This is a genomic window from Streptomyces sp. NPDC055239 (assembly GCF_053606205.1).
This window is the reverse complement of the sequence record NZ_JBSGRD010000013.1, coordinates 280,577-303,384: the sequence shown is the minus strand read 5'-3', so window position 1 is coordinate 303,384 and position 22,808 is coordinate 280,577. Positions and strand designations below refer to the sequence as shown.

Here is a 22,808-nt window from a genome sequence, read left to right as displayed (position 1 = left end):
AGCCAGAACCCCCATGCACGCCTCGCCCACCCAGCAGCGATTCACCGACGTCTGGGGTGCCGGTACGCCCGAGACCCGGATCGTCGTCGGCCACGACGCGGCAATCGCCCCGGCCGACATCCGCGAGCGGCTGCGGTCGGCCGTCGCCCGTCACGAAGTTCTGCAAGCCGACGGCGCACACCCCGAACCGCCCACCGCCACGAACGGCCTGGCGGACCCGGCGACCCTCACCTGGAGGGAGGGCGTCGTGACCTGCGCGCTGCGATCCGGTCCCGACGGGGAACACCGGATCGAGCTCCGCGCCCCTGCCGACCGGCTCGACGCCACCGCCGCGGCGCGCCTCGCCGCGACCCTGATCGGGGACGCCGCGTACGAAGGACCGGACCAGGCGGACCTCGCGGCCTGGGCCTGGGAGACACTGGCCGCCCGCGAAGCGGACGGGGTGACCCACTGGGACGGCGCCGAGCAGGGCTGCGCCGCTGTGCCGCCGCTTCCGTGGGGCCGCGAATCGGCCCCCGCGGAGCTGCGCCCCGCCGCCACGCCCATCGCGTGGGGCGACCGCGAGAGCGAGGAGCTGCACCGGTGCGCGGCCGCACTGGGGGCCTCACCCGCGGACGTCCTGTGCGCAGCGTGGTCAGGGCTCCTCGCCCGCTGGTTCGACCTCGACACCCTGCTGCTCGGCGACACCGTCGACGGCCGGGAGCTGGACGAACTCGGCGCTATACCAGGGCTGTTGGAGCGCACCCTGCCGCTGTTCCTCGCATGTGACCACGACCGCGACTTCGCGGCACTGGCCCGTGAGGTTGCCGAGGAACGCCGCAAAGCGGCCGCCTTCCAGGACTACTTCGTGCTGCCGTCGGGGCCGGAGACCTCTCGTTCTCTGCCGCTGGCATTCGTCTGGCGTGAGACGGACATGGTGGACGAGGCCGCACCGCGCAGCCGTGTGGTGTCGCTCGACTCCCTCGTGGAACCCTTCTCCCTCCGCCTGGACGCGAGGACCTCACCGGACGGCGTCGACCTGCGCGTGGCGTACGACAGCACCCTGGTCACGCCCCCGCTCGCCGAGGCACTGGGGGAGTGCCTGCCGCACTTCCTGCGCGCGGCATGCGAACAGCCCGAGACCCGGCTCGGTGACCTTCCGCTCACCGCCGGACCGACGCCCCTGGCCCAGCGGGACGAGACCCCGCCCTCGGCGCCCGCGGACCCAGGCCCCGGCATCCGCCGACGCCTGGCGGACATCGTGGCCGCTGCTCCGGGGCGGCCCGCGCTGCGTCACCACGACGTCGTGCGGACCTACGCCGAACTCGCGGCCGGCGCCGATGAGTTCGCCGGTCGCCTGACCCTGCTGGGCGCCGTGCCCGGAGACCGCGTCGCCGTACGCATGCCCGCGACACCGGAGGCGATCACGGCCTTGCTCGGAGTGCTCCACGCCGGTGCCGCGTACGTCCCCATCGATCCGGAGCTGCCCGAGGACCGGGCACAGCACATCCTGAGCGACAGCGGCGCGCGGTTCCTGGCACACCCGGACGACGAGGGGGTCACGCGCGTCGACCGGCTCGAAGGACCGTTCCCCGACCGCTCCGCGCACTCCGCCTCCCAGGATAGCCAAGAATCGCTCGCCTACGTGCTGTACACCTCCGGATCGACCGGCCGACCCAAGGGCGTACAGGTCCCCGAGCGCGCGGTGACGAGCCTCGTCGACGCCCTCGGTGCCCCGGTCTACGACGGTCTCGGCGACGGCCTGCGTGTGGCGCTCCTCGCCTCCCTGGCCTTCGACGCCTCGGTTCAGCAGATCTTCGGCGCGCTGCTTCGCGGGCACACGCTCGTGTTGATCGACCCCGAAGTGAAGCGGGACCCGGTGCGGCTGTGCGACGCACTCGTCGAGCACGGCGTCGACGTCGCCGACTGCACGCCCAGCCTGCTCCAACTGCTCACCGCCCACGCGGCACCGTCGCTGCACCGCCTGCCGCTGCGCCGCCTGCTGGTCGGGGGCGAACGGCTCCCGGCCGCCGCGGTCGCCCGCTTCCACGAGCTCGGTGCTCCCGAGTCCGCCGTCGTCGTCAACGTGTACGGACTGACCGAGAGCGGCGTCGACTCCGTCGCGTACGTCGTGCGCGGCGGGGACGGGCTCCACCCCGCGCGCGAGGACGTGCCCATCGGCACATCCCTGACGAACAGCCAGGTCCAGGTCACGGACGGCTCGGGTCGACCCGTCCCGCGAGGGGCTGTGGGGGAGATCCGTATCGCTGGGCCCTGTGTCGCCCTGGAATACACCAACGACGAAGCGCTCACCGAGGAGCGCTTTGGCCCGCGTCCAGGGCGCCCGGCGGGGCGCGTCCTGCGCACGGGTGACCGCGGTTGGGTGGATGAGTCGGACGTACTGCACTTCGCCGGACGGCGCGACGGGCAGGTCAAGATCCGGGGCCACCGGGTGGAGCTCGGCGAGATCGAACGCGTCCTTGGCGCGCACCCCGACGTCCAGGCCACGGCCGTCATCGCCTTCCGTACGCCGGGCGGTGACATCGAGCCCGCCGCGTTCGTGGCGGGCCCGGCCGTGCCCAAGCGGGCCGAGATCCGCGCCCACCTCAAGCGGTCGCTGCCCGACGTGATGGTGCCCCGCCTGATCACCTCAGTGCCCGAAATCCCCCTCTCCTCCAGCGGAAAGCTGGACGCCCAGGCCCTGCTCGCCCGTCTGCACCGCGGGGGGCCGAGCGGCGAGGGGGCGGACCACGGGCTCGCCGACCTCGTCCTCGACACGCTGCGGGGGGTACTCGACGACCCCCTGCTCGGGGCCGACGAGCACTTCTTCGACGCGGGCGGGCACAGCATCCTCGCGCTCCGGGCGGTCTCCGCACTGTCGCGCGCGCTCGACCGGGACGTCTCGTTGCGAGCCCTGCACGACCATCCGACCGCCGACGCGCTCACCCGGCACCTCAGTGACAGCCGCTCTCGCGGCGCCACGCGCGTCGTACCGCTGCGACCGGCGCGTCACGATGCCCTGCCCGTCTTCTTCCTGCCGCCCGCCGCGGGCATCCCGTACATCTTCACGGATCTGGTGGGCGAGCTGCCCACCTCGTACGCCCCGTGGGGAGTCGACTACCTGACGCCCGACGGATCGGTGGAAGCCTCGCTCCACCAGCTGGCCGAAGCCCTCTCCGAGGAACTGCTGCTCCACACCGACCACACAGTGGTGCCCCTCGTCGGCTACTCACTGGGAGCCGCCGTCGCGTTCGACCTCGCGCGCCTGCTCGAGCAGCGTGGACGCCGTCCCGCACTGGTCCTGATCGACCGGATGCTCAATCCACCGGCTCCCTCGGCGGAGCGCGCGGCGCTCATCGAAGGGGCGGAACACACCGATGTCGCCGCCCGCCTCGATGTGCTGCTGCCCCTCGCTGCGGGACACACCACTCAGGGCGTCGTCGGGAGCCCCATGGCGACCCTCGAGGCGGCCGGAAACCCCGTCCCGGCAGGGATGACGTCCTGGCGGGCGCACACCACGGGCTCCTTCCACCACACGGTGATCCCCGGCTCGCACCACACGCTGCTCGCGCCGGAACATCTGCCGGCCCTTCGCGAACACCTCCAGCACAGCCTCAGCCTCACGACCGGAAGGTGACCCCCCTCATGAGCACGGACACCGACACCCTCATCGATTCCCGACGCGGGCCGATCCCGCCCACCGGCGTGGCCGTCCTCGGCTGCGGCTCGGTCAGCGCGCGCTACCTGCGCATGCTGCGCCACTTCAGCATCCTGGAAGTCCTCCGCTGCGCCGACCTGGACCCGGAACGGGCCCAGCGGCGCGTCCAGGAGTTCGGCCTCGGCAAGCCGTCCACGTGGCAGGAGGTGCTCGACGACCCCGACGTGTCGATCGTCGTCAACCTGACGCCCCCCACCGAACACGCCGCGACCACGGAAGCGGCCCTGCGCGCTGGCAAGTCCGTCTACGTGGAGAAGCCCCTTGCCACGGATCCCGAGGACGCGAGGCGGCTGCTCGCGCTCGCCCGTGAGTCCGGGCTGCTCCTGGCCTGCGCACCCGACACCGTGCTCGGACGCGGTCCGCAGACCGCGATCGCCGCCGTCGCCGCCGGTGAGATCGGCACCCCGGTCCACGCTCATGCGTCCATGCTCAGGTCCGGGCCCGAAATCTGGCACCCCGACGCGGACTTCTTCTACCGTCCCGGCGCCGGGCCGCTGCACGACATGGGTCCGTACTACCTGACCATGCTCGTCCACCTCCTCGGCCCGGTGACCGCGGTCAGCGCCCAGAACCGGGTCAGCGACCGCGAGCGTGTCATCGCCCGCGGGCCCCGCGCGGGGGAACGTATCGAGGTCGCCGTACCCACCGTCACGGTCGCCTCCCTGGACTTCGCGTCGGGCGCGATCGCCACCCTCGTCTGCTCGTTCGACGCCTGGGCTGCGACCTCGCCGCACATCGAGCTGCACGGCACGTCGGGGTCACTCGTCCTGCCGGACCCGAACCTCTTCGACGGCCCCATCCAGGTGGCCCGTTCCAGCGGGGGCGGTCTGCAGGAGCTTCCTGCGCTGCCGGGCTACGTGTACGACCGCGGGATCGGCGTCGCCGACCTCGCCCTCGCGCTGCGCACCGGCAGCGCCCCGAAGGCCGATCCGGCCCTGGCCCTGCACGTCGTCGAGGTGATGCACGCGGCGTTCCAGGCCGCCGAACGGCACACCACGGTCGAGGTGCACAGCACCACCACACGCACCGAGCCGATGCCCACCGACCTGTCGGTCTACGGGTGGACCGGCATCGCCGATCCCGACGAGGACGCCCGCCTCGCCAAGATCCGCTGACCCACCCGTACGGAAAGGCACCCCCCATGCGACTGTGCATCTTGACCGAGCCGCAATTCGGCGCGACCTACGACGACGTGCTGCGGGTCGCGAAGGCGGCCGAAGACCTCGGGTTCGAGGGCTTCTTCCGCGCCGACCACTACACGCCCATAGGCGGCGGGGACGGCCTGCCGGGGCCCACCGACACCTGGACCACGCTGGCGGGCCTCGCCAGGGAGACCTCCACCATCCGGCTCGGCTCGCTGATGACGGCCGCCACGTTCCGCGCGCCGGGGCCGCTGGCGATCAGTGTCGCGCAGACTGACCACATGAGCGGCGGACGCATCGAGTTCGGGCTCGGCGCGGGCTGGTACAAGCCGGAACACACCGCCTACGGCATCCCCTTCCCGGACGTGGTCGAGCGGTTCGACCGGTTCGAGGAGCAACTCGCCATCATCACCGGTCTCTGGGAGACGCCCGTAGGGGGGACCTTCAACCACGTCGGCAAGTACTACACGCTGACCGACTCACCCGGACTGCCCAAGCCCCTCCAGCGCCCACGGCCGCCCCTGCTCATCGGCGGGTACGGCACCCGCCGCACCCCTCGCCTCGCCGCGCGGTACGCCGACGAGTTCAGCCTGGCCTATCCGGGCTTCGAGCAGGTCGCCGAGGCGTTCGACCGTGTCCGCAGGGCCTGCGCCGAGGTGGGCCGCAGCGAGGACTCCCTGGCCCTCGCCGTGTCGCAGGCCGTGTGCTGCGGGCGCGACGCGGCGGAGATCGCCCGGCGCGCGCCCGCGGGCCGCACCCCCGAATCGCTGCGCGAGAAGTGGCTCGTGGGCACTCCGGACGAGGTCGTGGACAAGATCGGGAAGCTGGGCGAGTCCGGCACGAGCCGGATCTATCTCAGGACCCACTCCCTCGGCGACATCGACCAGCTGGAGCTGCTTGCCCATGAGGTGCTCCGCCAGGTCGGCTCGGGGAGTTGAGGATGGTGCGCGCCTTGGAGGAATGGCGGTCCGACGGAGATCTGAGCGTCTTCCCCTACGCCTCCGTCGTCGACGCGTACCAGCTCGTGGGGAAACACTTCGTGGAGCGGGAGCTGCTCACCTCACTCGCCGAGCTCCGTGACGACCTGCCCACACTGCGCGGGACGGCCCGGGACCGAGAGCTGCTCACGCGGTTCCTGGACCTGGCCCTCGACAAGTGGGACGGCCGCTACGACTACCAGACCTATCTCGCGCTCAATCTGCTCCTCGGCCCTGCGGACACCCCGCTCCTGGGGCCTGCGGACACATCGGACCGGCAGGAACATACCTCCGGGCAGCGGGACCGGCTCACCGTCCAACTCATCGCCGACATCTTTGAGTTCGAGCTGGACGCCGAAGAGGGCAGAACCGGCCGGCTCCCGCTGATGCGTCCCGACACGCGCACCGTGGCCAAGCGTTGCCGCCTGGGTATACGGGCGGCGGGTCCGGCGCTCACCCGGCTCGGCCTGGCAGACCCGGCCGCCACGGTCGCGCGGACCGTCCAGGACGGCCTGAGCGAACAGACCCGCGGGCTCTGCCGCACCGTCCACGGGGACACGCGACCCGAAGAGCGGCGCCGCCTCACGCTCAGCATGCTCCCCGCCTACACCGTCCACGACGAGTACCTGTTCATTCGTGTGCTCCAGTGCTTCGAGTTGACCTTCGCGCTGCTCGCCGAGCACCTGGCCGCCGCGGTGGAAGGCATTGACGGCCATCAGCCCCTCGTCGCGGCCGGACGCATCGACGCGGCGACCACGGGACTTCGCGAGGCGGCCCCGCTGTTCTCACTCCTTGCGACGATGAGCATCGAGGCGTTCCATGCCTTCCGTTGTTACACCGAGGGCGCGAGCGCCATACAGTCCCGCGGCTACAAGACCATGGAATCGCTGTGCCGGGAACCGGACCCGGACCGCGTGGAGTCCGCCGCCTTCCACTCCGTACCCGAGGTCCGCGCACGCGTACTCAAGGGCATGCCCAGCCTCGACAGCGCGTTCCGGAGCGCCGACGCGGCAGGTCGGATGTCCCCGGCGACGCGCGACATCGTCGGGCAGGCGATGGAGGGGTTCGCCACCGCATTGGTCCAGTGGCGAAAGACCCACTACCGCCTTGCGGCCCGCATGCTCGGCGAGACGCGCTCGGGAACCGGCTATACGGAAGGGGTTCCGTATCTGCGGGAGGCGCGCTCCGTTCCCGTATTCCGGGAGGTGCCGGGGGAGTCGGGCGGACACTGCCCCGTGGGCGCGCCCTCCGCGCCACCCTTGCACGGCGATTGAGCCTGGGCTCCCGACGAGTCGAGGGCCGAGCGGCAGGCCATCCGCTCGGCCCGGTGGCGGCGACGGGCGAAGTCACCGCGCCGCGCCTCCAGTTCGGCGAAGAGGGTCTCCCAGCGCTCGGTCACCCGCTCCGCGGAGAAGCGCTCGGCCCCGGTGACCGTGTGTGTGCCCAGAGCGCGCAGAGCCGCTCGGTCGCCCATCAGCCCGGCGAGTACGGCCGCGATCGCGTCCACGTCACCCGTGGGCACCAACCAACCGTCCACTCCGTGCCGGATGATCTCGGATGGACCGTTGGGGCAGTCGTAGGACACCACGGGAACCCCCGCCGCGAGGGCCTCCAGGATGACGAGGCCGAATGATTCCGCGCGTGAGGTCAGCAGGGCGATATCGGCCTTGGCCCACTCCTGGGACATGTGCGGACTGCTGCCGTGGAACCGCACACGGCCCGATACTCCGAGTTCCCCGGCCAGCGCATGCAACGCACTGCGCTCGGGGCCGTCGCCGAAGATGCTGAGCACCCAGTCGGGGTGCTCCGAAGACGCCTTCGCGAACGCCCGAATCGCATGGTCGACCCGCTTCTCGGCAGCGAGCCGTCCCGCGATCACCACGGTCTTTCCGGTGAGTGTCGAACACGGTGGGTGCTCGACGGGCAGCGAGTTGGGGATCGTCGCAAGGAACGGCGCGGCATCTCCCAGCGCCTCTTCGTACTGGGCCCGGCTGCGCTCGTTGACCGTCACCAGCGCGTCGAGCTGAGGCGCGGACGGCAGCGGCGGAATCCCGGCCATACGGTGCTCATGGTGCACCGTCAGAACTTCGGGCCTTGTCAGACGTACCGCGGCCGATGTGAGCGCGGGCGTTGTGGTGACCAGCAGATCGCAATCGATCGCCGGGAGCAGGAGCCCGAGCTCCAGGTCGGAGAGCCGGGTGAAGATGGCCCTCTCCCAGGCCGGGGCGGTGAACTCGGTGGGTGATGCGGCCAGCGTCGCGCACTCGGCCGCGCTGAGACCCGTCGGGGACACCGGGCTCTCGGGGCCGCCGCTCCTGTCCACCAGGTAGCGCAGTGTGACCTGCGGGTCGATGGTGAAGAAGGGTCGTTCCCCGGTCTTGAAGACGCTGATGATCTCGACGTCATGTGCGGCGGCGAGTTGCGCAGCCTGGGTGAACACCGCCCGCTCCGTGCCTCCCAGCACATCCGCCCAGGTGAGCAGAAACGTGATCTTCAAGGATCATCCCCTCGTGAAGACTCGTGATCCGGTGCCTGTCTCAGTGAAGGTCTCGGTCAACGTTTCTGTAGAGCTCTCTGTACAGCTCTCAGGAGATCTCTCAGTGAGGGCGAGCAATGAGCCGTCGATCCCGAGCCCCGCCACGACGAATCGGCCGGAGCCGTCCATGGCCGCCGATGGCGTACCGACGGTGAACACATCCGGCACGGTGCACCGCACGGCACCGCTGTCGCGCGACACATCCATCGCCCACGCCTGCAACGCGCCCTGATCGGTCCGCTGCACGAGCAGCACCTGGTGCCCTTCGCCCGCGGCGAGCGCCACCGGTCCGAGACCTCCCTCGACAGGCTCCGGGAATGCGACACGCCCCCAGCCGGTGTCGTCAAGCCGTCGGTACACGCATGAAGGGCCGTCGGCACAGCGATACGCCAGCACCAGGGCGCCGTCCTCGGTGACCACGGCGGTGGGCGGACTCACCGGGACGGGCAATGCGGAGGTGTCCTGTCCGACAGGGAGAGCTCCCGGTGCGGACTGCGCCCAGTGCCGAAGCCCGTGCCGTCCGGAACCGAAGAGGTGGACCATGCCCCGGACATCGGTGACCGCGGCGAGCGATTCCCTGACGTCCGATTCGGCGAGCTTGGTCCAGTGCTTCGGTTGTCCACGCGTACCCGTTCTCACGGCTATGGACAGATCCCCTTGCCGGGCGAAGACGAACCGGTTGCCCCCACCGTCGACGGCCGCCACGGGCACACCGAGTTGGCCCGTGCCGGAACGTGGGCCGCCGGGAGTCCTCAGGCTGCGCCAGGTGCGGAATTCCCCTTGGGGCGACTGCTCGATGAGCCCGGTCTCGACGATGTCCTCACCGACCCCGACCGACGGCTCCGCCACCCGCGACGCATGGATCCGGCGGCTTCCATCAGGCCCGGTGGTCACCGCGAGGACCGGCAGCAGTCCGCGCCCGCCCACCTGCCGGGGGCCGGTCCAAGCCCGCCCCCCCGGCTCCTGCTGAGACATCACCACACGGCCGCCCAGGACCCAGAACGCGGCCACTGTGCCATCGGCGTCCGTAGTCAGAGCCGGACCGGCGCCGTCCCACCGAGGGGTCACGCTATGGGCCCACCCCGTCATCCGGGACCTGCCCTGCCCCACCGAGTAGTCGCCGCAGCCCCCCGGGTTTCCGCAGTCAGCGGTGGAAAGACCCCCATATGCGTCCAACGCCGCGACCTTGTCGTCCAGTTGAGCTGCACTCAGATTGGCGGGCCAGCGCGCGTTGTAGTAGCCACGGTAGGCCTGGACGAAGGAACGGCCTCGGGCCCAGGCGTCGTTCCGTGACAGCGCGGCCAGGGCGAACTTCGCGGCGACGGTGTGGTCGCGGTGGTCGGAGAAGCCGGGCTGGTCGAAATGGCGCCGGTTCGGGGCATCGTGGTTCTGATGATCGGGGAGTGGATCCAGATAGTGGACGACGCCGGGCCGATGGCGCTCCAGGAGCCACGCGATGGCGTCGATCAACTCGGCCCGGGTGTAGCCGGACTCCTCCGCTACGAGGCTGCCAGGTGTGCGGAGCGTCGTCGCCGTGCCGTCCGGCCCATGCCACAGCTCGGCGAGCCCCACGTACGGCGTGTCCGGGAGCGCTTCTTCCCTTAGGCCCAAGTGCACCAGCGTGACCTGCGCCCCGAGTTGGGCCGTCTCACTCCACGCCCCGTTCGGCATCGCGAGGGCCGAACGTGACCATCGGGCTCCTGGCTCCTTGGCCGACATCCAGCCGTACGCCTGGCGCAGTCCCTGCATCCGGGCGCTCGCGTACGCCGGTTGGTCGGGTTCGGCGGGCGCATCGGCTCCGGGTATGTTGTTGCGGCCGTCGGACTCTCCAGCCGTGATGTACACCGTCACCACTCGGTGGCCCGCGCGGAGCGTGGCCGCCACCTCGGGATTCATGAAGTACAGGTCGTCGTCCGGGTGAGCGACCACCTGCATCAGGGTCTTGGAAGCCTTCATCCATCTCTCCAACGTCAACTGAGCCGGGACTGTACTCCGTTGTCCGCGCAGGGTCTCAGATGTAGGCCGCACGCACCGCATAGGCCCCCGCATGAGACGGGTTGCGGAGTTGGAGACGAGAGGTTCACCGGGGCTGGGGGAATCCGGCGGCGGGACGGCTGGATGTTCAGGGCACTGGAACAGGCACACCGGTGAGGTGCTCGGTGTGGTGTTTCAGCATAGGCGCCAGCTCGGGATGACCTCCGCGGTGCACCACTTGGAGCAGCTGGGCTATGGCGATGAGTTCGCCCGTGCGGCCTGCGGGGGTGTTGAGGGTGTTGGCGAGCACGGTGTCGGGCCGGATCAGCAGCCGGGATCGGCGCAGGACCTTGCGTGGCAGTGGCACCAGCCGAGCTTCACCCGGTCCGTGCCGAGTTGTCGCCAAGGACGGTGAGCTGGTCGGTCAGACGGCGTCCGGGTAACTGCCGTCTCCCAGATCAGGGTCCGGCAGCACGCCCGAGGGATCGCGGAGGGCAACCCTGCGTCCGTCCAGCCGCAGTCGGCGCAGCCCTTCGAGCGACATGCGACGGCCGAGATCGGAGAAGGAGTGCACTCTGGTGACATCCAGCACCACGTCGGCAGCGCCGTCCGAGTCGGCCATCAGGTCCAAGAGTTCCGAAGCGGCGGTGAGCTGGACGTTGCCCTGCAAGGCGAAGGTGATCGTGCCCCGTGACTCGCTCACGCCGACGGCATCGAGTCGGCCCCGATCGGAGGAGAACAGGTGCATTCCCATGTCCCGGGAGAGCCGCTCGAAGACGAGACGCCCTCTCTGGCTGTTGCCGTGGGAGTCCAGGCGCGGGGAGAAGGTTCCGATGCCCACGAGGTCGGGCAGGACACCGACGATGCCCCCTGCGACGCCGCTCTTGGCGGGGATGCCCACACGGGTGAGCCAGTCGCCGGCCGCGTCGTACATCCCGGCCGCAGCCATCACGGCCATGACGTGCTGAGCGACGGCGGGGTCCATCACCCGTTCTCCGGTGACGGGCTGGATACCTCCGGTGGCGAGCGTCGCGGCCATCACCGAGAGGTCCCGGACGCTGACCAGGATCGAGCACTGGCGCGTATATCCCTCGACGACGGAGGGCACGTCCCCGTCGATGATGCCGTAGGTGCGCAGCATGTGGGCGATGGCGAGGTTGCGGTGCGCGGAGTCAAGCTCTGAGGCGCACACCCGCTCGTCGACCTGCAGATCCCGGCCCGCGAGGCGGGAGAAGAACGTCACGGCACGTTCGACGCGATCGTCCTGGCCGGCCTCCGCGCCGACCAGGAGCGAATGCGTGGTGATGGCCCCGGCATTGATCATGGGATTCATCGGCCGGTGGGTGCCGCCTTCGAGGGAGAGCTCGTTGAAGGCCTCGCCGGACGGCTCGACCCCGACGGCACCCAGGACGCGGTCGAGGCCACGATCGATGATGGCGGCCGCATAGGCGAACGGCTTGGAGATCGACTGGATGGAGAACTCCGTGTCGGCGTCGCCGGCGGCGTAAGTGCGACCGAGCGTCGTGGTCAGCGCCATGCCGAAACGTTCCGGATCGGCTTCGGCGAGCTCGGGGATGTAGTCGGCATTGGCGCCGCTGGTGTCGGCACGCAGGCTGTCGAGCACTTCGTCCAGGTAGTCGGGCACGGGAGTCTTCATCAGGCAGGTCCTTCTGTCTCAGGCGGGAGAGGCGCCGCGGCCGGTGGCTCGGGCGGGTGCGCGCTGATGCGGTTCAGCGCAGAGCTTGGACGTGCTCCGGGACCGCAGGGTCGGTGGCGTCGTCGCCGAGGACGTCGAAGCGGTTCTTCTCCGGGTATGCCCCGTACGGGCAGCGAGCACGGTCAGCGAGGCAGTTGAACGTCATGAAGCAGCCGGGGATGTGGCAGCTCGCGCGGGTTCAGCAGCTCTCTGACGGGTTCGCCGGACACATCGGCGCGGCCTCCGCACTCACGGAGGCCGGGCTGGAGGTCGAGGTCGCTCATGACGACTGCATCCCTTCTGGTGAAGCGGGTGAACCAGGGCGCCACGGTACGGAGTTGTGCCGTCTCGGGCGTTCGGGCGCGGGCACGATGGGCACTTCACCCCGTACCGCCAACCCGATGCGCCGGGTGATGGCCGTGCAGGACCCGTTCCTCCGCACGAGGGGGGGAGACTTCGGCGGCAAGGCAACCACCAAGGTAGTTGATACGTCAACCGGCTTGCGATGGTGACACGCCAACGGCATTGGGGGTGGGAGGCCACGCAGTTCGGGATGACTGTCCTTGGATCGCTGGCCAGGATGCCGGCGCGGGTGGGCGCATCGAGTTGGGCGGGGTTGTGTGCCTCGGTCAACTCTCAGTGTGGTTGACGAGTTGGTGATCTCACCCTACGGTGGCCGTTGACATGTCAACCAAATCTGCGCGCTGCACGCCGCCCGTGCAAGTGCGTTTAGCGTGCGGGGACTTGTCGAGCGGTTGGCTCACCCGAACGCCCTCGCCGAGAGCCAGGTGGGATCGACCTCGCCCGGCCGGAACTGACCAGACAGATCAGATCTGATCGCAATTCGGATCGGTCAGTCTGCCTGTTTCTTCATGTGTTCGAGAACGCGGTTCGAGATCCGGGCGAGCGTATCGAGTTCCTCCTGGGTGAGGGCATCGATGAACAGTCGGCGGACGTGTTCGACGTGCATGGGTGCGGCGTCTTCAATCGCCTTGTAACCGGCCGGAGTAGCGATGATGAACGCTCCGCGTCCGTCGTCGGGGCATTCTTCCCTGTTCACCAGTCCGCGCTTCGTCATGCGCCTGACCTGGTGGGACATGCGGCTCTTCTCCCACTCCACCGAATTGGCCAGATCCAGGAAGCGCATCCGTCCGCCGCCCCGTTCGGTGAGACTCACCAGCACGATGTAGTCGGAGGCGGACATGTGGGAGTCGGCCTGGACTCGGCGGGAGAGTCGCCCGATGAGCGTCTCCTGCATGCGGATGAAACTGTCCCAGGCGGCCTTCTGCTCCGAGGTCAGCCAGCGAGGCGTTGCGTTCATCGATGGAGTGTAGCGAAGACGTTGACACCTCATCTATCTCGTTGACGTGGCCGATTCCGCCCGATGTCCGGGCTTCGTAACTGCGATTGCCGCCACGGGGCAACTCCGCATTCCCGGGCCGCCGTTGGCTCTCGCGCTCGAACATGTGGGCCGGAATCGACATCTAGTTGACGCATCAACCTGCCGTCATTAATGTAGATGACACGTCATCCAGTCGGGTTGAGGTGAGCCTCTGCCGGTGCTGCGGGCCGCCGCTGATGCGGAGGCCGCGCCAGGTGGTGAGGGTGCGTCACCCGATGGAGCGTGTTGTTCGGCCGACTCGGCCTTGGGGGTGCCGACGAGGACACGTACGGCTGAGTCGCCGACGTCGAGATCGACGGTGTCCCGTTCGACCCCGCAGACACTGAGCACCCGGAGAGGGATTCCCATGAGCAATGAAGCGAAGTCCGGCCTGCAGGCACTGCTGACGCCCGAGGAGAGCGTCGTCGTGCTGATCGACCACCAGCCGTTCCAGTTCGCCAACCTGAACAGCCACGAACCCACGATGATCGTGAACAACGTCGTCGGCCTCGCCAAGGCTGCCAAGGTGTTCGACGTGCCGACCATCCTGACGACTGTTCTGGAGGGGCGCGGCGGCTACCTCATCAAGGGGTTGCAGGATGTGTTCCCGGAGCAGAAGCCGATCGACAGGACCTTCATCAACACCTGGGAGGACGAGCGCGTCGTCGATGCCGTCAGGGCGACCGGCCGCAAGAAGCTGATCATCGCCGGCCTCTGGACGGAGATGTGTGTCGCGATGCCGGCGATACAGGCGGCGGGTGAGGGCTTCGAGGTCTTTGCCGTCACCGACGCCTCGGGCGGCGCCTCGAAGGAAGCTCATGACATGGCCGTGCGGCGCATGGTCCAGGCGGGCGTGGTGCCGATCACCTGGATGGCCGTACTGGGCGAGTGGCAGCGCGACTGGGCCCGTGAGAAGACCGTGCCGGGCGTCGCCGAGGTCCAGTCGCAGCATGGTGGTGCCAGCGGTGTGGCGTTCGCCTGGGAGATGCAGCTCCTGGCCACGTCCACCGGAACCGAGGCCTGACAACCGCGACGACCGGGCGCGCGCGACAGCGGTGACCCGGTCGGCCGCAACCCGGCTAGTTGAAGAGTCAACCAAATGGGGACTATGGTGGAACGAGGCCCACGCGGAAGACGTATGGAGGACACATGGCAGTGGTAGTGAGTGACGTTCCCGAAGCCAGACGGTACGAGGCCCGGGTCGACGGAGAGTCCAAGGTCGCGGGCGTCGCGGAGTACATCCGTACGACGGAACTTGTCGCGTTCGTGCACACCGAGGTCTCGTCCGAGTACGAGGGCAGGGGAGTCGGGTCGGCGCTGGCCCGCGCCGCCCTCGACGAGGCGCGCGCCGCGAACCTGCGGGTGCTCCCCACCTGCCCGTTCTTCGCGGGGTGGATCGCCCGGCACCCCGAGTACCAGGACCTGCTGTACCAGTCCCGCAGCAAGGTCAGCGACTGAACAGCCGGGCACTGAAGCGACAGAAACGACGGAGACCGGTATGAGCGGTGGAACCGAGAAGAAGGCCTACGAGGGCCAGTTGATCACCGTGACCTTCGAAGCCAGGCGCTGCTTGCACGCCGCCGAATGTGTCAACGGCCTGCCGGAAGTCTTCGACACGGCCGAGCGCCCGTGGATCCGCCCCGACGGTGCCGAGGTCGGGCGCCTGATCGAAGTGGTGCGGCGCTGTCCCTCGGGTGCGCTGCAGTACGAACTCGTGGACGGTGGGGCGTAGACCTCGAACCGCTCCACGCAACTGCGCGCAACTCCATCGGACAGCTGATGGTGCGCGGTGGTGCGCGGCGAGTTGAGCCGGGCCATCAGGCCGGCCCAACAGTAATCATGAAACGCTGGGGATCTGATCCTCCGGTCCTCGACGCCCGTAGCGACCCAGAAAGGGACGAGCACATGGGGTACATCACCGTAGGTAATGAAAACAGCACGCCGATCGAGCTCTACTACGAGGATCAGGGCGCAGGGCAGCCCGTCGTCCTCATTCACGGATATCCGTTGAACGGCCACAGCTGGGAGCGCCAGACGAGGAATCTCCTGGCCGCCGGCTACCGCGTCATCACCTACGACCGTCGGGGCTTCGGTCAGTCGTCAAAGGTGAACTCCGGGTATGACTACGACACCTTTGCCGCAGACCTGAACACCGTCCTGGAGACGCTCGACCTGAGCGACGTCGTCCTGGTGGGCTTCTCGATGGGCACGGGCGAGGTCGCCCGTTACGTCTCACGATTCGGGCACGAAAGGGTCGCCAAGCTCGCGTTTCTGGCCTCGCTGGAGCCCTTCCTGGTCGCCCGGGACGACAACCCCGAGGGTGTGCCGCAGAAGGTCTTCGACGGAATCGAGGCAGCGGCGAGGGGCGATCGGTACGCCTGGTACACGCAGTTCTTCTCGGACTTCTACAACCTCGAGGAGAACCTCGGCAGTCGGATCAGCCAGGAGGCCGTCACCGCGAGCTGGAACGTGGCGACGTCAAGTGCCCCCGTGGCGGCCTACGCGGTCGTTCCCACGTGGATCGAAGACTTCCGCGCCGACGTCGAAGCGGTCCGCGACAGTGGCAAGCCGGTCCTGATCCTGCACGGCACAGCCGACAAGATCCTCCCTATCGACGCTACCGCCCGCCGCTTTCGACGGGACCTGCCCGAGGCGCAGTACGTAGAGATCGAGGGAGCCCCGCACGGGTTGCTCTGGACGCACGCAGATGAGGTCAACTCGGCCCTGGGCTCCTTCCTCGGCTAGATCCGCGACGAGACCGGGAGGCGGCGGATCTGCCCGGCGTGTGAGGGCCCCCAACGGCACCGTACTTCCGCATACGACGTCGTACGGACGCCAACGGGTCTTCAGAACTCCGGACCAGCAGGATCGACTTCACCTTGTCGAACGCGTTGGACCGTGTGGCCAGTCCGGCCCCGTTGCGCTCCATCGCCTTGATGAACCCGTCCACCACCTTGTGGTCGAAGGCATCCATCCGCCGATTCCCCAGCGCAGGGAAGATGTGGTGCTCCAGCAGCGAGTCCAGATGCCGCAGCGAGGACCCCTCCAGATGACGCTGACTCTCCCGCCACTCCCTCGCATACTCCCGAAACGTCATCGCCCCGTACTTCGCCACCCGAACCGCCCTGCTCGCACGGCCCGGCGCAGCCCTCTTCGCGTTGTAGACATCCGTCAAACGCACAATCGCCGCAACGTCGGTCTCGAACCCGGACTCAACGGTCTGCTTCCCCGCGGCGTTGCGGAACTGGATCTTGTAGAGGTGCGGGCACTTCGGCCATCTCGACTGGGCGTGATCGCAGTCCTTGAAGAAGGTACCCATGCCATGCGCCAGGGTCTTGTTCGCCATCGGTCGCCGACTCCTGAAGTCCAATGCTGACGGTTTGCTGACCGCCCGAGGACCGAGATGCCTCTGACCTGCGCAAAGCAGCGAAGTACTCTCTATGTGGTGGAACTTCGTGGGCCGCAGCCACCAGGACATCGTCGACGCCAGAGAAGCGTGGCAGAGCGCCTCCGACCGATTCGGCCGAGTCGACGGCTATGACGGAGAGCGCATCCCCGCGCCCGCCCTCCCCAACGCCACCATCGCCCCGCGCTCCAACCCGACCCGTCCGAAAGGCACACGATGACCCAGCAAGCTCCCGCTCCGACCGTCCGGCGAGTGGATTCCCGGCACCGCTACGAAATCCTGGTCGACGGTACGACCGCGGGCCTCACGGCCTACCGCGACCGAGACGGCCAACGCGTCTTCTTCCACACCGAGGTCGACGACGCCTTCGCCGGGCAGGGCCTGGCCTCGATCCTCGTACAGCAGGCACTGACCGACGTCCGGGCGTCGGGCCTGCGGATCGTGCCGGTCTGCCCGTACGTGGCCAAGTTCCTCAAGAAGCATGAGGAGTTCGCCGACATCACCGACCCGGTCACCCCCGAGATCCTGCAGTGGCTGGAGACCGTGCTGGCGCGCTGAGCCGCCGCCCGCCGGAGCGACGCTCCGGCGGGCACATCGCTCACCGTCACTCCTCGAAAGGCGACGCGAACAGCAGATCCTCCACGGTGGGCACCGGGAAATCGGGGATGTGGCGACGGCCGACCTCGGCGAAGGGATGCATGAGTACCGACATGGGCTTCGTACGGCACAGCGACACCATGTTGTCGAGCGCGTCCTTCTTGAAGTCTTCCCTGGGGAACGTGGTGAGTATTTCCTCGAGAACGTCGGACGGGATTTCCTGAAGATCGTTCCCGGCGAAATCCAGTCCGGATCCCACGGAGACCATGGCGATCTCCGGCCTTTTCCGAGTCGCGATTCCTGCATTGGTGTGCAGGGCGATCGCATCCCAGACGACAGCCGCCCGATCGGCGGACATGCCCTGTTCCCGCAGGAACCGCTGTGCGGCGTCGGCACCGTCGACTTCGAAGCGTTCGGTCGGGGTCTGGTACGCCTTGACCAGCCCGAGGTCATGCAGGGCCGCGGCGACGAAGGCAAGTTCAGAGTCGTACGGAACGCCGCGCCGATCGAACAGCAGCGAGCTGAAAACGTATGTCCGCATGACATGGTTGAAGAGCGTCCCGGAGGATACGCCTCGAACGAACGCAGCCGATTTCTGGGCCAGTTCGCTGTCGGGGATGTGGACTCCGGCCACTGCGGTGGGCAGGGCGATGTCTTTCGCCCCCGTGCCGTTGCTCTCGTCGAACATGTGAATAGCCTTCTCGTCGGCGGCTGATGCCACGAGCCTATGGATGGCACCGTCGAGCCGACAGCGGCGAAAATGCCGATGAGCCCCGGATTCTCGCCAGAGGGTCAGGAGGCGATGGCGTACTCGGTGAAGTGGCCACAGGCGGCGAAACCGAGGCGGCGGTAGACGGGTTCTCCGTCGGCGGATGCCTGCAGCACCGCGGTCTCGTAGCCCGCGTCGCGTGCGGTGTGCAGGGCGGCCAGGGTGAAGGCGCCGCCATGACCACGGCGGCGGTCGGTGGCGAGCGTGGCGATGTTGTAGATCCCGGCGACACCCGCGTGCAGGAAGACCTCGGCCGAGCAGACGGGACGGCCGTCGACGGAGCCGAGCAGGTAGCGGGCGGGGCAGTCGGCGGCGAGCGCCAAGTCGGCGGCGTCGGCGAAGAATCGGCGCACCGTGGCGGCGGGCGGGCTCCAGTTCGCAGCGAGGATCGTGGCGTAGTCGGCGAGCTGTTCCGGAGTGGTTACCGGGCGGATGTCCAGGCCGTCGACGTGCGCCTCGGGGAGAGGACCGCGCAGATCCTTCCACATGCCGGTCTCGGTCTCCGACGCCTCCAGGCCGACGGCCTCAAGATGCTGGGCAAGATTGCCCGGTGTGGAGGCGGGGCCCACCCACCAGGAGAAGGGGCGGCCGGTGGCGGCCAAGGTCCGGGTCGTCTCCGCGGCGCGGGTCGGGGCAGTGTCCGGGGCGAAACGGGCCGCCGCGACGATGTTGAAGGTGTCATCGGCGAGACCGCTGTCGGCGATCAGCAGGTCGCTGGTCTCGGTGACGGACGCGCTTTTCAGGTTCCGGTGCAGGTGGCAGGCATGCTCGGCGAGGTTCTGCTCCATCGCGAGCGGAAGGCCGGATTCATTGATGGACGGGAGATCCGTTGGCTTCATGGTGATCCGTTCCGGGATGTCGGCTGGGGTGCTCGCAGGTGCGTATCCGGTGCCTGTGAACTGGCCGTCCAAGAGCTGCCCTCTGGAGCAGGACGATTGTGTCGGCGCTGAATGCGCGGTGTCGCGGGTCACGCGACGGAATCGGTCAGTGCGCGGGCCTCGTGGCTGACGCGTCGGGGACTGAGGAGAGCGTCGCCGTCCCGAGGCGGCGGCGATGTGCTCGCTGTCGGCAGGTCGCTCCGCAGTAGCGCGCCGGGCGGCCAGTGGACCGGGCCTCGAGCCGGACCCCGCATTCTTCGCACCGCGACGCCGCGTGAAGCGTGCCGGGGGTGTCACGAAAGCCCCGCCCTTGCGTGACGATTGACGGAGCCCGCAGGCTCTCCAGCGCCAGCCGCACCATGCGGGTGCCGCCGCTCCGGTCGCGGTGGGCGGCCCGTATCGTCGCGCACCCGACGGTGAGGGCTGCGACATCGTCCGCGCTGACGTCAGCGCGGACCTCACCAGCCTGCTGGGCCGCGCGGAGCAGTTGGCCGAGTGCCTGGCGGAACCGTCGCGCCGACGCGGCAAGGCTCGGCCGTGGCCAGTTCGTATGCATGGTCAAGGCATCGCATGCGTGCTCGCGCCCGTGCGACGTTTCGATGACCTCCAGGAGCAAGCCGAAGAATGCCGGGGCGGGGTCGACGCGGGCCGCCCACTGTCGAGCGGTCTCCACCAAGTCGTCGACCTGCTGGACCAGTACGGCCTCCAGCAGGATCTCCTTACTGGGGAAGTGCCGGTACACGGTTCCGGCGCCGACCCCCGCCTGCCGTGCGATCGCGTCGAGCGAGACGTCCGGGCCATGCTGGTCGAACGCCTGCGAGGCGGCGGCGAGCACCTTCCTGCGGTTACGGCGGGCGTCGGCCCGGGCGTCGTTCTGGGGAGCTGCGGTCATGTCACGTAATCCCTTGTCCGTGCCACTTAACCGGGTGGAGCATTCCACATCGACCCCGGGCCCAACCTGACTGAACCCACCGACCATCGCCGGGGCGGAGGACGACATGAGCACTGACCGCTTGGTTGTTGTGACCGGTGCGACCGGTCGGCAGGGCGGCGCCACCGCACAACGGCTCCTGGCGGCCGGAAGGCCGGTGCGCGCGCTCGTGCGGGACACGACCGCACCCGCCGCCACATCACTTGAAGCCGCGGGAGCGGAGCTCGTGCGCGGAGACCTCGACGACCGGTCGAGTCTGCCTGCTGCGCTGGAGGGAGCGGCGGCACTGTTCGCCGTACCGCCCGTGGCCTTCGGACCGGCCGGCACCGACGTGGAGCGCGAGTTCACCCGTGGTCGGGCACTGATCGATGCCGCGGCTTCAGTGGGAGTCGAGCACGTCGTGTTCACGGGCATCGCGTCCACGCCGGGTCGCCCAGGTGGCTCCGAGGGAAAGAAGCGCATCGAGGACCACCTGCGTGAGCGGATCCGGGCGGTGACCGTTCTGCGCCCGGTGCGGTTCATGTCGAACTTTCTCGGTTCGACGCTCATCGGTCTCGACGGCATCGTCCACGGCGTGCACCGGCACATCTTCCCGCCGGACGAACCTGTCCAGATCATCGCGGTGGAGGACATCGCCGAGTTCGCGGCGCTGGCTTTCGATCAGCCGGACCGGTTCGCGGGACGGAGTCTCGAGCTGGCCGGGGACGCGCCTACCCCGACCGAGGCGGTCGCCGCGATCAGCGAGGCCACCGGTACCGCAATCCGCTACGAGCAGATCACTCATGCCGAGGCAACCGCACTGAACCCCGAGATCGCTCAGGTCCGGGAGCGCTGGGCGGCCGGATCGCGCTGGCACGCCGACATCGAGGCGCTGCGCGTCATCCATCCCGGACTGCGTACGTTCGGGGACTGGCTTGCCGAATCCGGCGCCGCCCTGCTGCAGGCCCGTCTGGATCAGGACGCCTGTGGTTGCTGAAGTCCCTGAAGGAGCAGCGCGACCAGGCGACGGGGGTCGTAGCGCGGGTCGCTTTCGGTGCCGATGCAGAGGTTGCCGATGCCGCGCATCAGTTCATAGGGCCGCGTACCGGGCCTGATCTCGCCTGCGTCGACCGCGGCGTCGAGCAACTGCTCGGCGACGGGCAGCAGGCGGTCGAGGAAATAGGTGTGGAGCGCGGCGAAGCCACTGCTGTCCGGCTGCACCGTGTTGGCGAGCCCGTGCTTGGTGACCAGGAAATCGACGAAGACGTCGATCCACTGGCGCAGCGCGGCGAGTGGTGAGTCGGCGTCGGCCAGCAGGGCCGGACCGGCTTCCGCGCACGCCTCGACCTGGTGGCGGAAGACGGCGACGACGAGATCCGCCCGCGTCGGGAAGTGGCGGTAGATCGTGCCCATCCCTACGCCCGCCTTGGCCGCGATCTCGCGGATCGGCGCATCGACGCCGGAGGTCACGAACACCTCGGCGGCGGCGGCGAGCAGCTTCTGCTGGTTGCGCACCGCGTCGGCCCGTTTGCTCGGGGCCGCCACCTCTCCGGACTGGCCTTTCGTGGGCACCGCACTCTCCTCCCTGTTGCCGTCCCTGTTGCCGTCGACAAGACGGAACGGCGCTCCGCTTGGCAAGCGGAACAATGTTCCGTATCGTAAGTGGAGCAACGTTCCGCTTCAGTCTAGCTGAAGGCGGCACTTCCTCCCTGCCTCGCGCGCTCAGCCCCATGAGATCAGCGGCAGAGGCCCTCAAAGGGAAAACCGAAGGGAAAGACGCATCGTGAGTGCATCTAGTGCATCGACTTCCGTGACCTCCGTGACCTCCGTGACCTCCGTGACCTCCGTGACCGACACCGTCGGCTCGCCCACTCCCGTGCTCTCGTTCAGCCCGGTGGTGCTCTCCGTGCCCGGACGTCCCGTCGACCTTCAGGTGCGCGTCACCGCACCCGCGACGGGAACCGACCTGCCGGTCATCCTCCTCTCGCACGGGCACGGCCACTCCAACCACCTCTCCTCGCTCCACGGCTACGCCCCGCTCGCCAACGTGTGGGCCGAACACGGCTTCGTCGTCATCCAGCCCACGCACCTCAGCTCCCAGACGCTCAGCCACCTGCTTGCGGACACCCCCGGGGCGCCGCTGTTCTGGCGCTCGCGCGCCGAGGACATGACCCACATCATCGACCGCTTCGATGAGATCGAGTCCGCCGTGCCGCAGCTCGCCGGGCGCATGGACCGCGAAAGCATCGCCGTGGCCGGACACTCGCTTGGCGGCTTCACCGCCTCGCTTCTGCTGGGCGCCCGGGTCACCGACCCTGATGACGGACAGGAAGCGGATTACACAGAGCCCCGGATCAAGCAGGGGGTGCTGCTGGCCGCCCCCGGGAGGGGAGGCGACATCCTGACCGGGGTCATGGGCGAGCAGTTCCCGGTCTTCCGGACCATGGACTTCTCCGCCATGACCACACCCGCGCTTGTCGTTGCCGGGGACAAGGACGACTCCCGGCACTTCACGGAGATGGGCCCGGACTGGCACGCCGACCCGTACCACCTCGCTCCCGGCGCCAAGACGTTGCTCAGCCTGTTTGACGCGGAGCACGGACTCGGCGGGATCAGCGGGTACGACGTCGCCGAGGCCACGGACGAGAACCCCGAGCGGGTCGCCGCGCTCGCGCGGCTCGCGTCGGCTTACCTCCGCACCCAGTTCGGCCTGGGCGACAACGCGTGGCAAGAGGCACGGGACGCGTTGACCACCGGCCCCGACGCGTTCGGGCGCGTCGAGTCCAAGTAGGCCCGGACGGGCGCCGTTTCCTCTCAGGGCCCCAGCAGGGTTCGGGCTCCAGCA

21 protein-coding genes and 2 pseudogenes are annotated in these 22,808 nt (G+C 68.9%); 12 read left to right on the top strand and 11 right to left on the bottom strand.

Features of this window, described 5'->3' with window-relative positions; translation table 11 throughout:
• The first annotated feature begins 13 nt into the window (after positions 1-13).
• From ACWFRJ_RS34770 to ACWFRJ_RS34755, 4 genes are read left to right on the top strand one after another with little or no spacing between them, the layout of a single operon-like run.
• A complete protein-coding gene (locus ACWFRJ_RS34770) occupies positions 14-3,616 on the top strand; it encodes a non-ribosomal peptide synthetase (protein ID WP_453540195.1) in 3,603 nt (1,200 codons plus the stop codon).
• Between the two features lie 8 nt (positions 3,617-3,624).
• Positions 3,625-4,812: a Gfo/Idh/MocA family protein gene (locus ACWFRJ_RS34765; protein ID WP_453540192.1), complete on the top strand. Its 1,188-nt coding sequence runs from the start codon at positions 3,625-3,627 to the stop codon at positions 4,810-4,812.
• Positions 4,813-4,838: 26 nt separating this feature from the next.
• Positions 4,839-5,777, top strand: a complete 939-nt coding sequence (locus ACWFRJ_RS34760; protein WP_453540189.1) for an LLM class F420-dependent oxidoreductase — start codon at positions 4,839-4,841, stop codon at positions 5,775-5,777.
• Between the two features lie 2 nt (positions 5,778-5,779).
• On the top strand, positions 5,780-7,090 hold the full coding sequence (locus ACWFRJ_RS34755; RefSeq protein ID WP_453540186.1) for a tryptophan 2,3-dioxygenase: 1,311 nt from the start codon (positions 5,780-5,782) through the stop codon (positions 7,088-7,090).
• 188 nt (positions 7,091-7,278) lie between these two features.
• Here ACWFRJ_RS34755 and ACWFRJ_RS34750 read toward each other — a convergent pair.
• The 6 genes and pseudogenes from ACWFRJ_RS34750 to ACWFRJ_RS34725 all read right to left on the bottom strand — a co-directional run.
• A pseudogene (locus ACWFRJ_RS34750) lies at positions 7,279-7,875 on the bottom strand (glycosyltransferase); the annotation flags it as partial.
• 441 nt (positions 7,876-8,316) lie between these two features.
• Positions 8,317-10,308: a PIG-L family deacetylase gene (locus ACWFRJ_RS34745; RefSeq protein ID WP_453540183.1), complete on the bottom strand. Its 1,992-nt coding sequence runs from the start codon at positions 10,306-10,308 to the stop codon at positions 8,317-8,319.
• A 166-nt stretch (positions 10,309-10,474) separates the two neighbouring features.
• Positions 10,475-10,693 (bottom strand): hypothetical protein, encoded by a 219-nt coding sequence (locus tag ACWFRJ_RS34740; RefSeq protein WP_453540180.1) that lies wholly within the window; start codon positions 10,691-10,693, stop codon positions 10,475-10,477.
• 57 nt (positions 10,694-10,750) lie between these two features.
• Entirely contained in the window at positions 10,751-11,983 is a 1,233-nt protein-coding gene (locus tag ACWFRJ_RS34735; RefSeq protein WP_453540177.1) for a glutaminase, read from the bottom strand.
• 73 nt (positions 11,984-12,056) lie between these two features.
• On the bottom strand, positions 12,057-12,188 hold the full coding sequence (locus ACWFRJ_RS34730; RefSeq protein WP_453540175.1) for a hypothetical protein: 132 nt from the start codon (positions 12,186-12,188) through the stop codon (positions 12,057-12,059).
• A gap of 687 nt (positions 12,189-12,875) precedes the next feature.
• The gene (locus ACWFRJ_RS34725; RefSeq protein WP_453540172.1) at positions 12,876-13,343 is read right to left on the bottom strand and encodes a MarR family winged helix-turn-helix transcriptional regulator; all 468 of its coding nucleotides are present in this window, start codon (positions 13,341-13,343) and stop codon (positions 12,876-12,878) included.
• A 427-nt stretch (positions 13,344-13,770) separates the two neighbouring features.
• Between ACWFRJ_RS34725 and ACWFRJ_RS34720 the strand changes: the two genes are divergently transcribed.
• The 4 genes from ACWFRJ_RS34720 to ACWFRJ_RS34705 all read left to right on the top strand — a co-directional run bounded on the left by ACWFRJ_RS34720 (position 13,771) and on the right by ACWFRJ_RS34705 (position 16,148).
• Positions 13,771-14,427: a hydrolase gene (locus ACWFRJ_RS34720; protein WP_453540169.1), complete on the top strand. Its 657-nt coding sequence runs from the start codon at positions 13,771-13,773 to the stop codon at positions 14,425-14,427.
• Positions 14,428-14,552: 125 nt separating this feature from the next.
• Positions 14,553-14,861 carry a GNAT family N-acetyltransferase gene (locus ACWFRJ_RS34715; RefSeq protein WP_453540166.1) on the top strand — a complete coding sequence of 103 codons (309 nt, stop codon included), beginning with the start codon at positions 14,553-14,555 and terminating at the stop codon, positions 14,859-14,861.
• Positions 14,862-14,901: 40 nt separating this feature from the next.
• On the top strand, positions 14,902-15,135 hold the full coding sequence (locus tag ACWFRJ_RS34710; protein WP_453540163.1) for a (4Fe-4S)-binding protein: 234 nt from the start codon (positions 14,902-14,904) through the stop codon (positions 15,133-15,135).
• A 173-nt stretch (positions 15,136-15,308) separates the two neighbouring features.
• Positions 15,309-16,148: an alpha/beta fold hydrolase gene (locus tag ACWFRJ_RS34705; RefSeq protein WP_453540160.1), complete on the top strand. Its 840-nt coding sequence runs from the start codon at positions 15,309-15,311 to the stop codon at positions 16,146-16,148.
• On the opposite strand, the gene ACWFRJ_RS34700 is transcribed toward ACWFRJ_RS34705, so the two are convergent.
• A complete protein-coding gene (locus ACWFRJ_RS34700) occupies positions 16,117-16,749 on the bottom strand; it encodes a hypothetical protein (protein WP_453540157.1) in 633 nt (210 codons plus the stop codon). The genes ACWFRJ_RS34705 and ACWFRJ_RS34700 overlap by 32 nt on opposite strands.
• A gap of 82 nt (positions 16,750-16,831) precedes the next feature.
• Here ACWFRJ_RS34700 and ACWFRJ_RS34695 point away from each other — a divergent pair.
• Together ACWFRJ_RS34695 and ACWFRJ_RS34690 are read left to right on the top strand one after the other, a co-directional pair.
• A pseudogene (locus ACWFRJ_RS34695) lies at positions 16,832-17,029 on the top strand (pirin family protein); the annotation flags it as partial.
• Positions 17,026-17,367, top strand: a complete 342-nt coding sequence (locus ACWFRJ_RS34690; protein WP_453540154.1) for a GNAT family N-acetyltransferase — start codon at positions 17,026-17,028, stop codon at positions 17,365-17,367. The pseudogene ACWFRJ_RS34695 and the gene ACWFRJ_RS34690, both read left to right, overlap by 4 nt.
• Positions 17,368-17,413: 46 nt before the next feature.
• Here the strand turns inward: ACWFRJ_RS34690 and ACWFRJ_RS34685 are convergent, their stop codons facing one another.
• The 3 genes from ACWFRJ_RS34685 to ACWFRJ_RS34675 form a co-directional block, all read right to left on the bottom strand.
• Positions 17,414-18,094, bottom strand: a complete 681-nt coding sequence (locus ACWFRJ_RS34685; RefSeq protein ID WP_453540151.1) for an HD domain-containing protein — start codon at positions 18,092-18,094, stop codon at positions 17,414-17,416.
• A 104-nt stretch (positions 18,095-18,198) separates the two neighbouring features.
• Positions 18,199-18,963: a GNAT family N-acetyltransferase gene (locus ACWFRJ_RS34680; RefSeq protein WP_453540268.1), complete on the bottom strand. Its 765-nt coding sequence runs from the start codon at positions 18,961-18,963 to the stop codon at positions 18,199-18,201.
• Between the two features lie 196 nt (positions 18,964-19,159).
• Entirely contained in the window at positions 19,160-19,945 is a 786-nt protein-coding gene (locus ACWFRJ_RS34675) for a TetR/AcrR family transcriptional regulator (protein WP_453540148.1), read from the bottom strand.
• A 106-nt stretch (positions 19,946-20,051) separates the two neighbouring features.
• Between ACWFRJ_RS34675 and ACWFRJ_RS34670 the strand changes: the two genes are divergently transcribed.
• A complete protein-coding gene (locus ACWFRJ_RS34670) occupies positions 20,052-20,960 on the top strand; it encodes an NmrA/HSCARG family protein (protein ID WP_453540145.1) in 909 nt (302 codons plus the stop codon).
• On the opposite strand, the gene ACWFRJ_RS34665 is transcribed toward ACWFRJ_RS34670, so the two are convergent.
• On the bottom strand, positions 20,939-21,535 hold the full coding sequence (locus tag ACWFRJ_RS34665) for a TetR/AcrR family transcriptional regulator (protein ID WP_453540142.1): 597 nt from the start codon (positions 21,533-21,535) through the stop codon (positions 20,939-20,941). The two genes, ACWFRJ_RS34670 and ACWFRJ_RS34665, sit on opposite strands and share 22 nt — an antisense overlap.
• A 256-nt stretch (positions 21,536-21,791) precedes the next feature.
• Here ACWFRJ_RS34665 and ACWFRJ_RS34660 point away from each other — a divergent pair, with 256 nt between their 5' ends.
• Positions 21,792-22,754 carry an alpha/beta hydrolase family protein gene (locus tag ACWFRJ_RS34660; RefSeq protein ID WP_453540265.1) on the top strand — a complete coding sequence of 321 codons (963 nt, stop codon included), beginning with the start codon at positions 21,792-21,794 and terminating at the stop codon, positions 22,752-22,754.
• Positions 22,755-22,808: the final 54 nt, after the last annotated feature.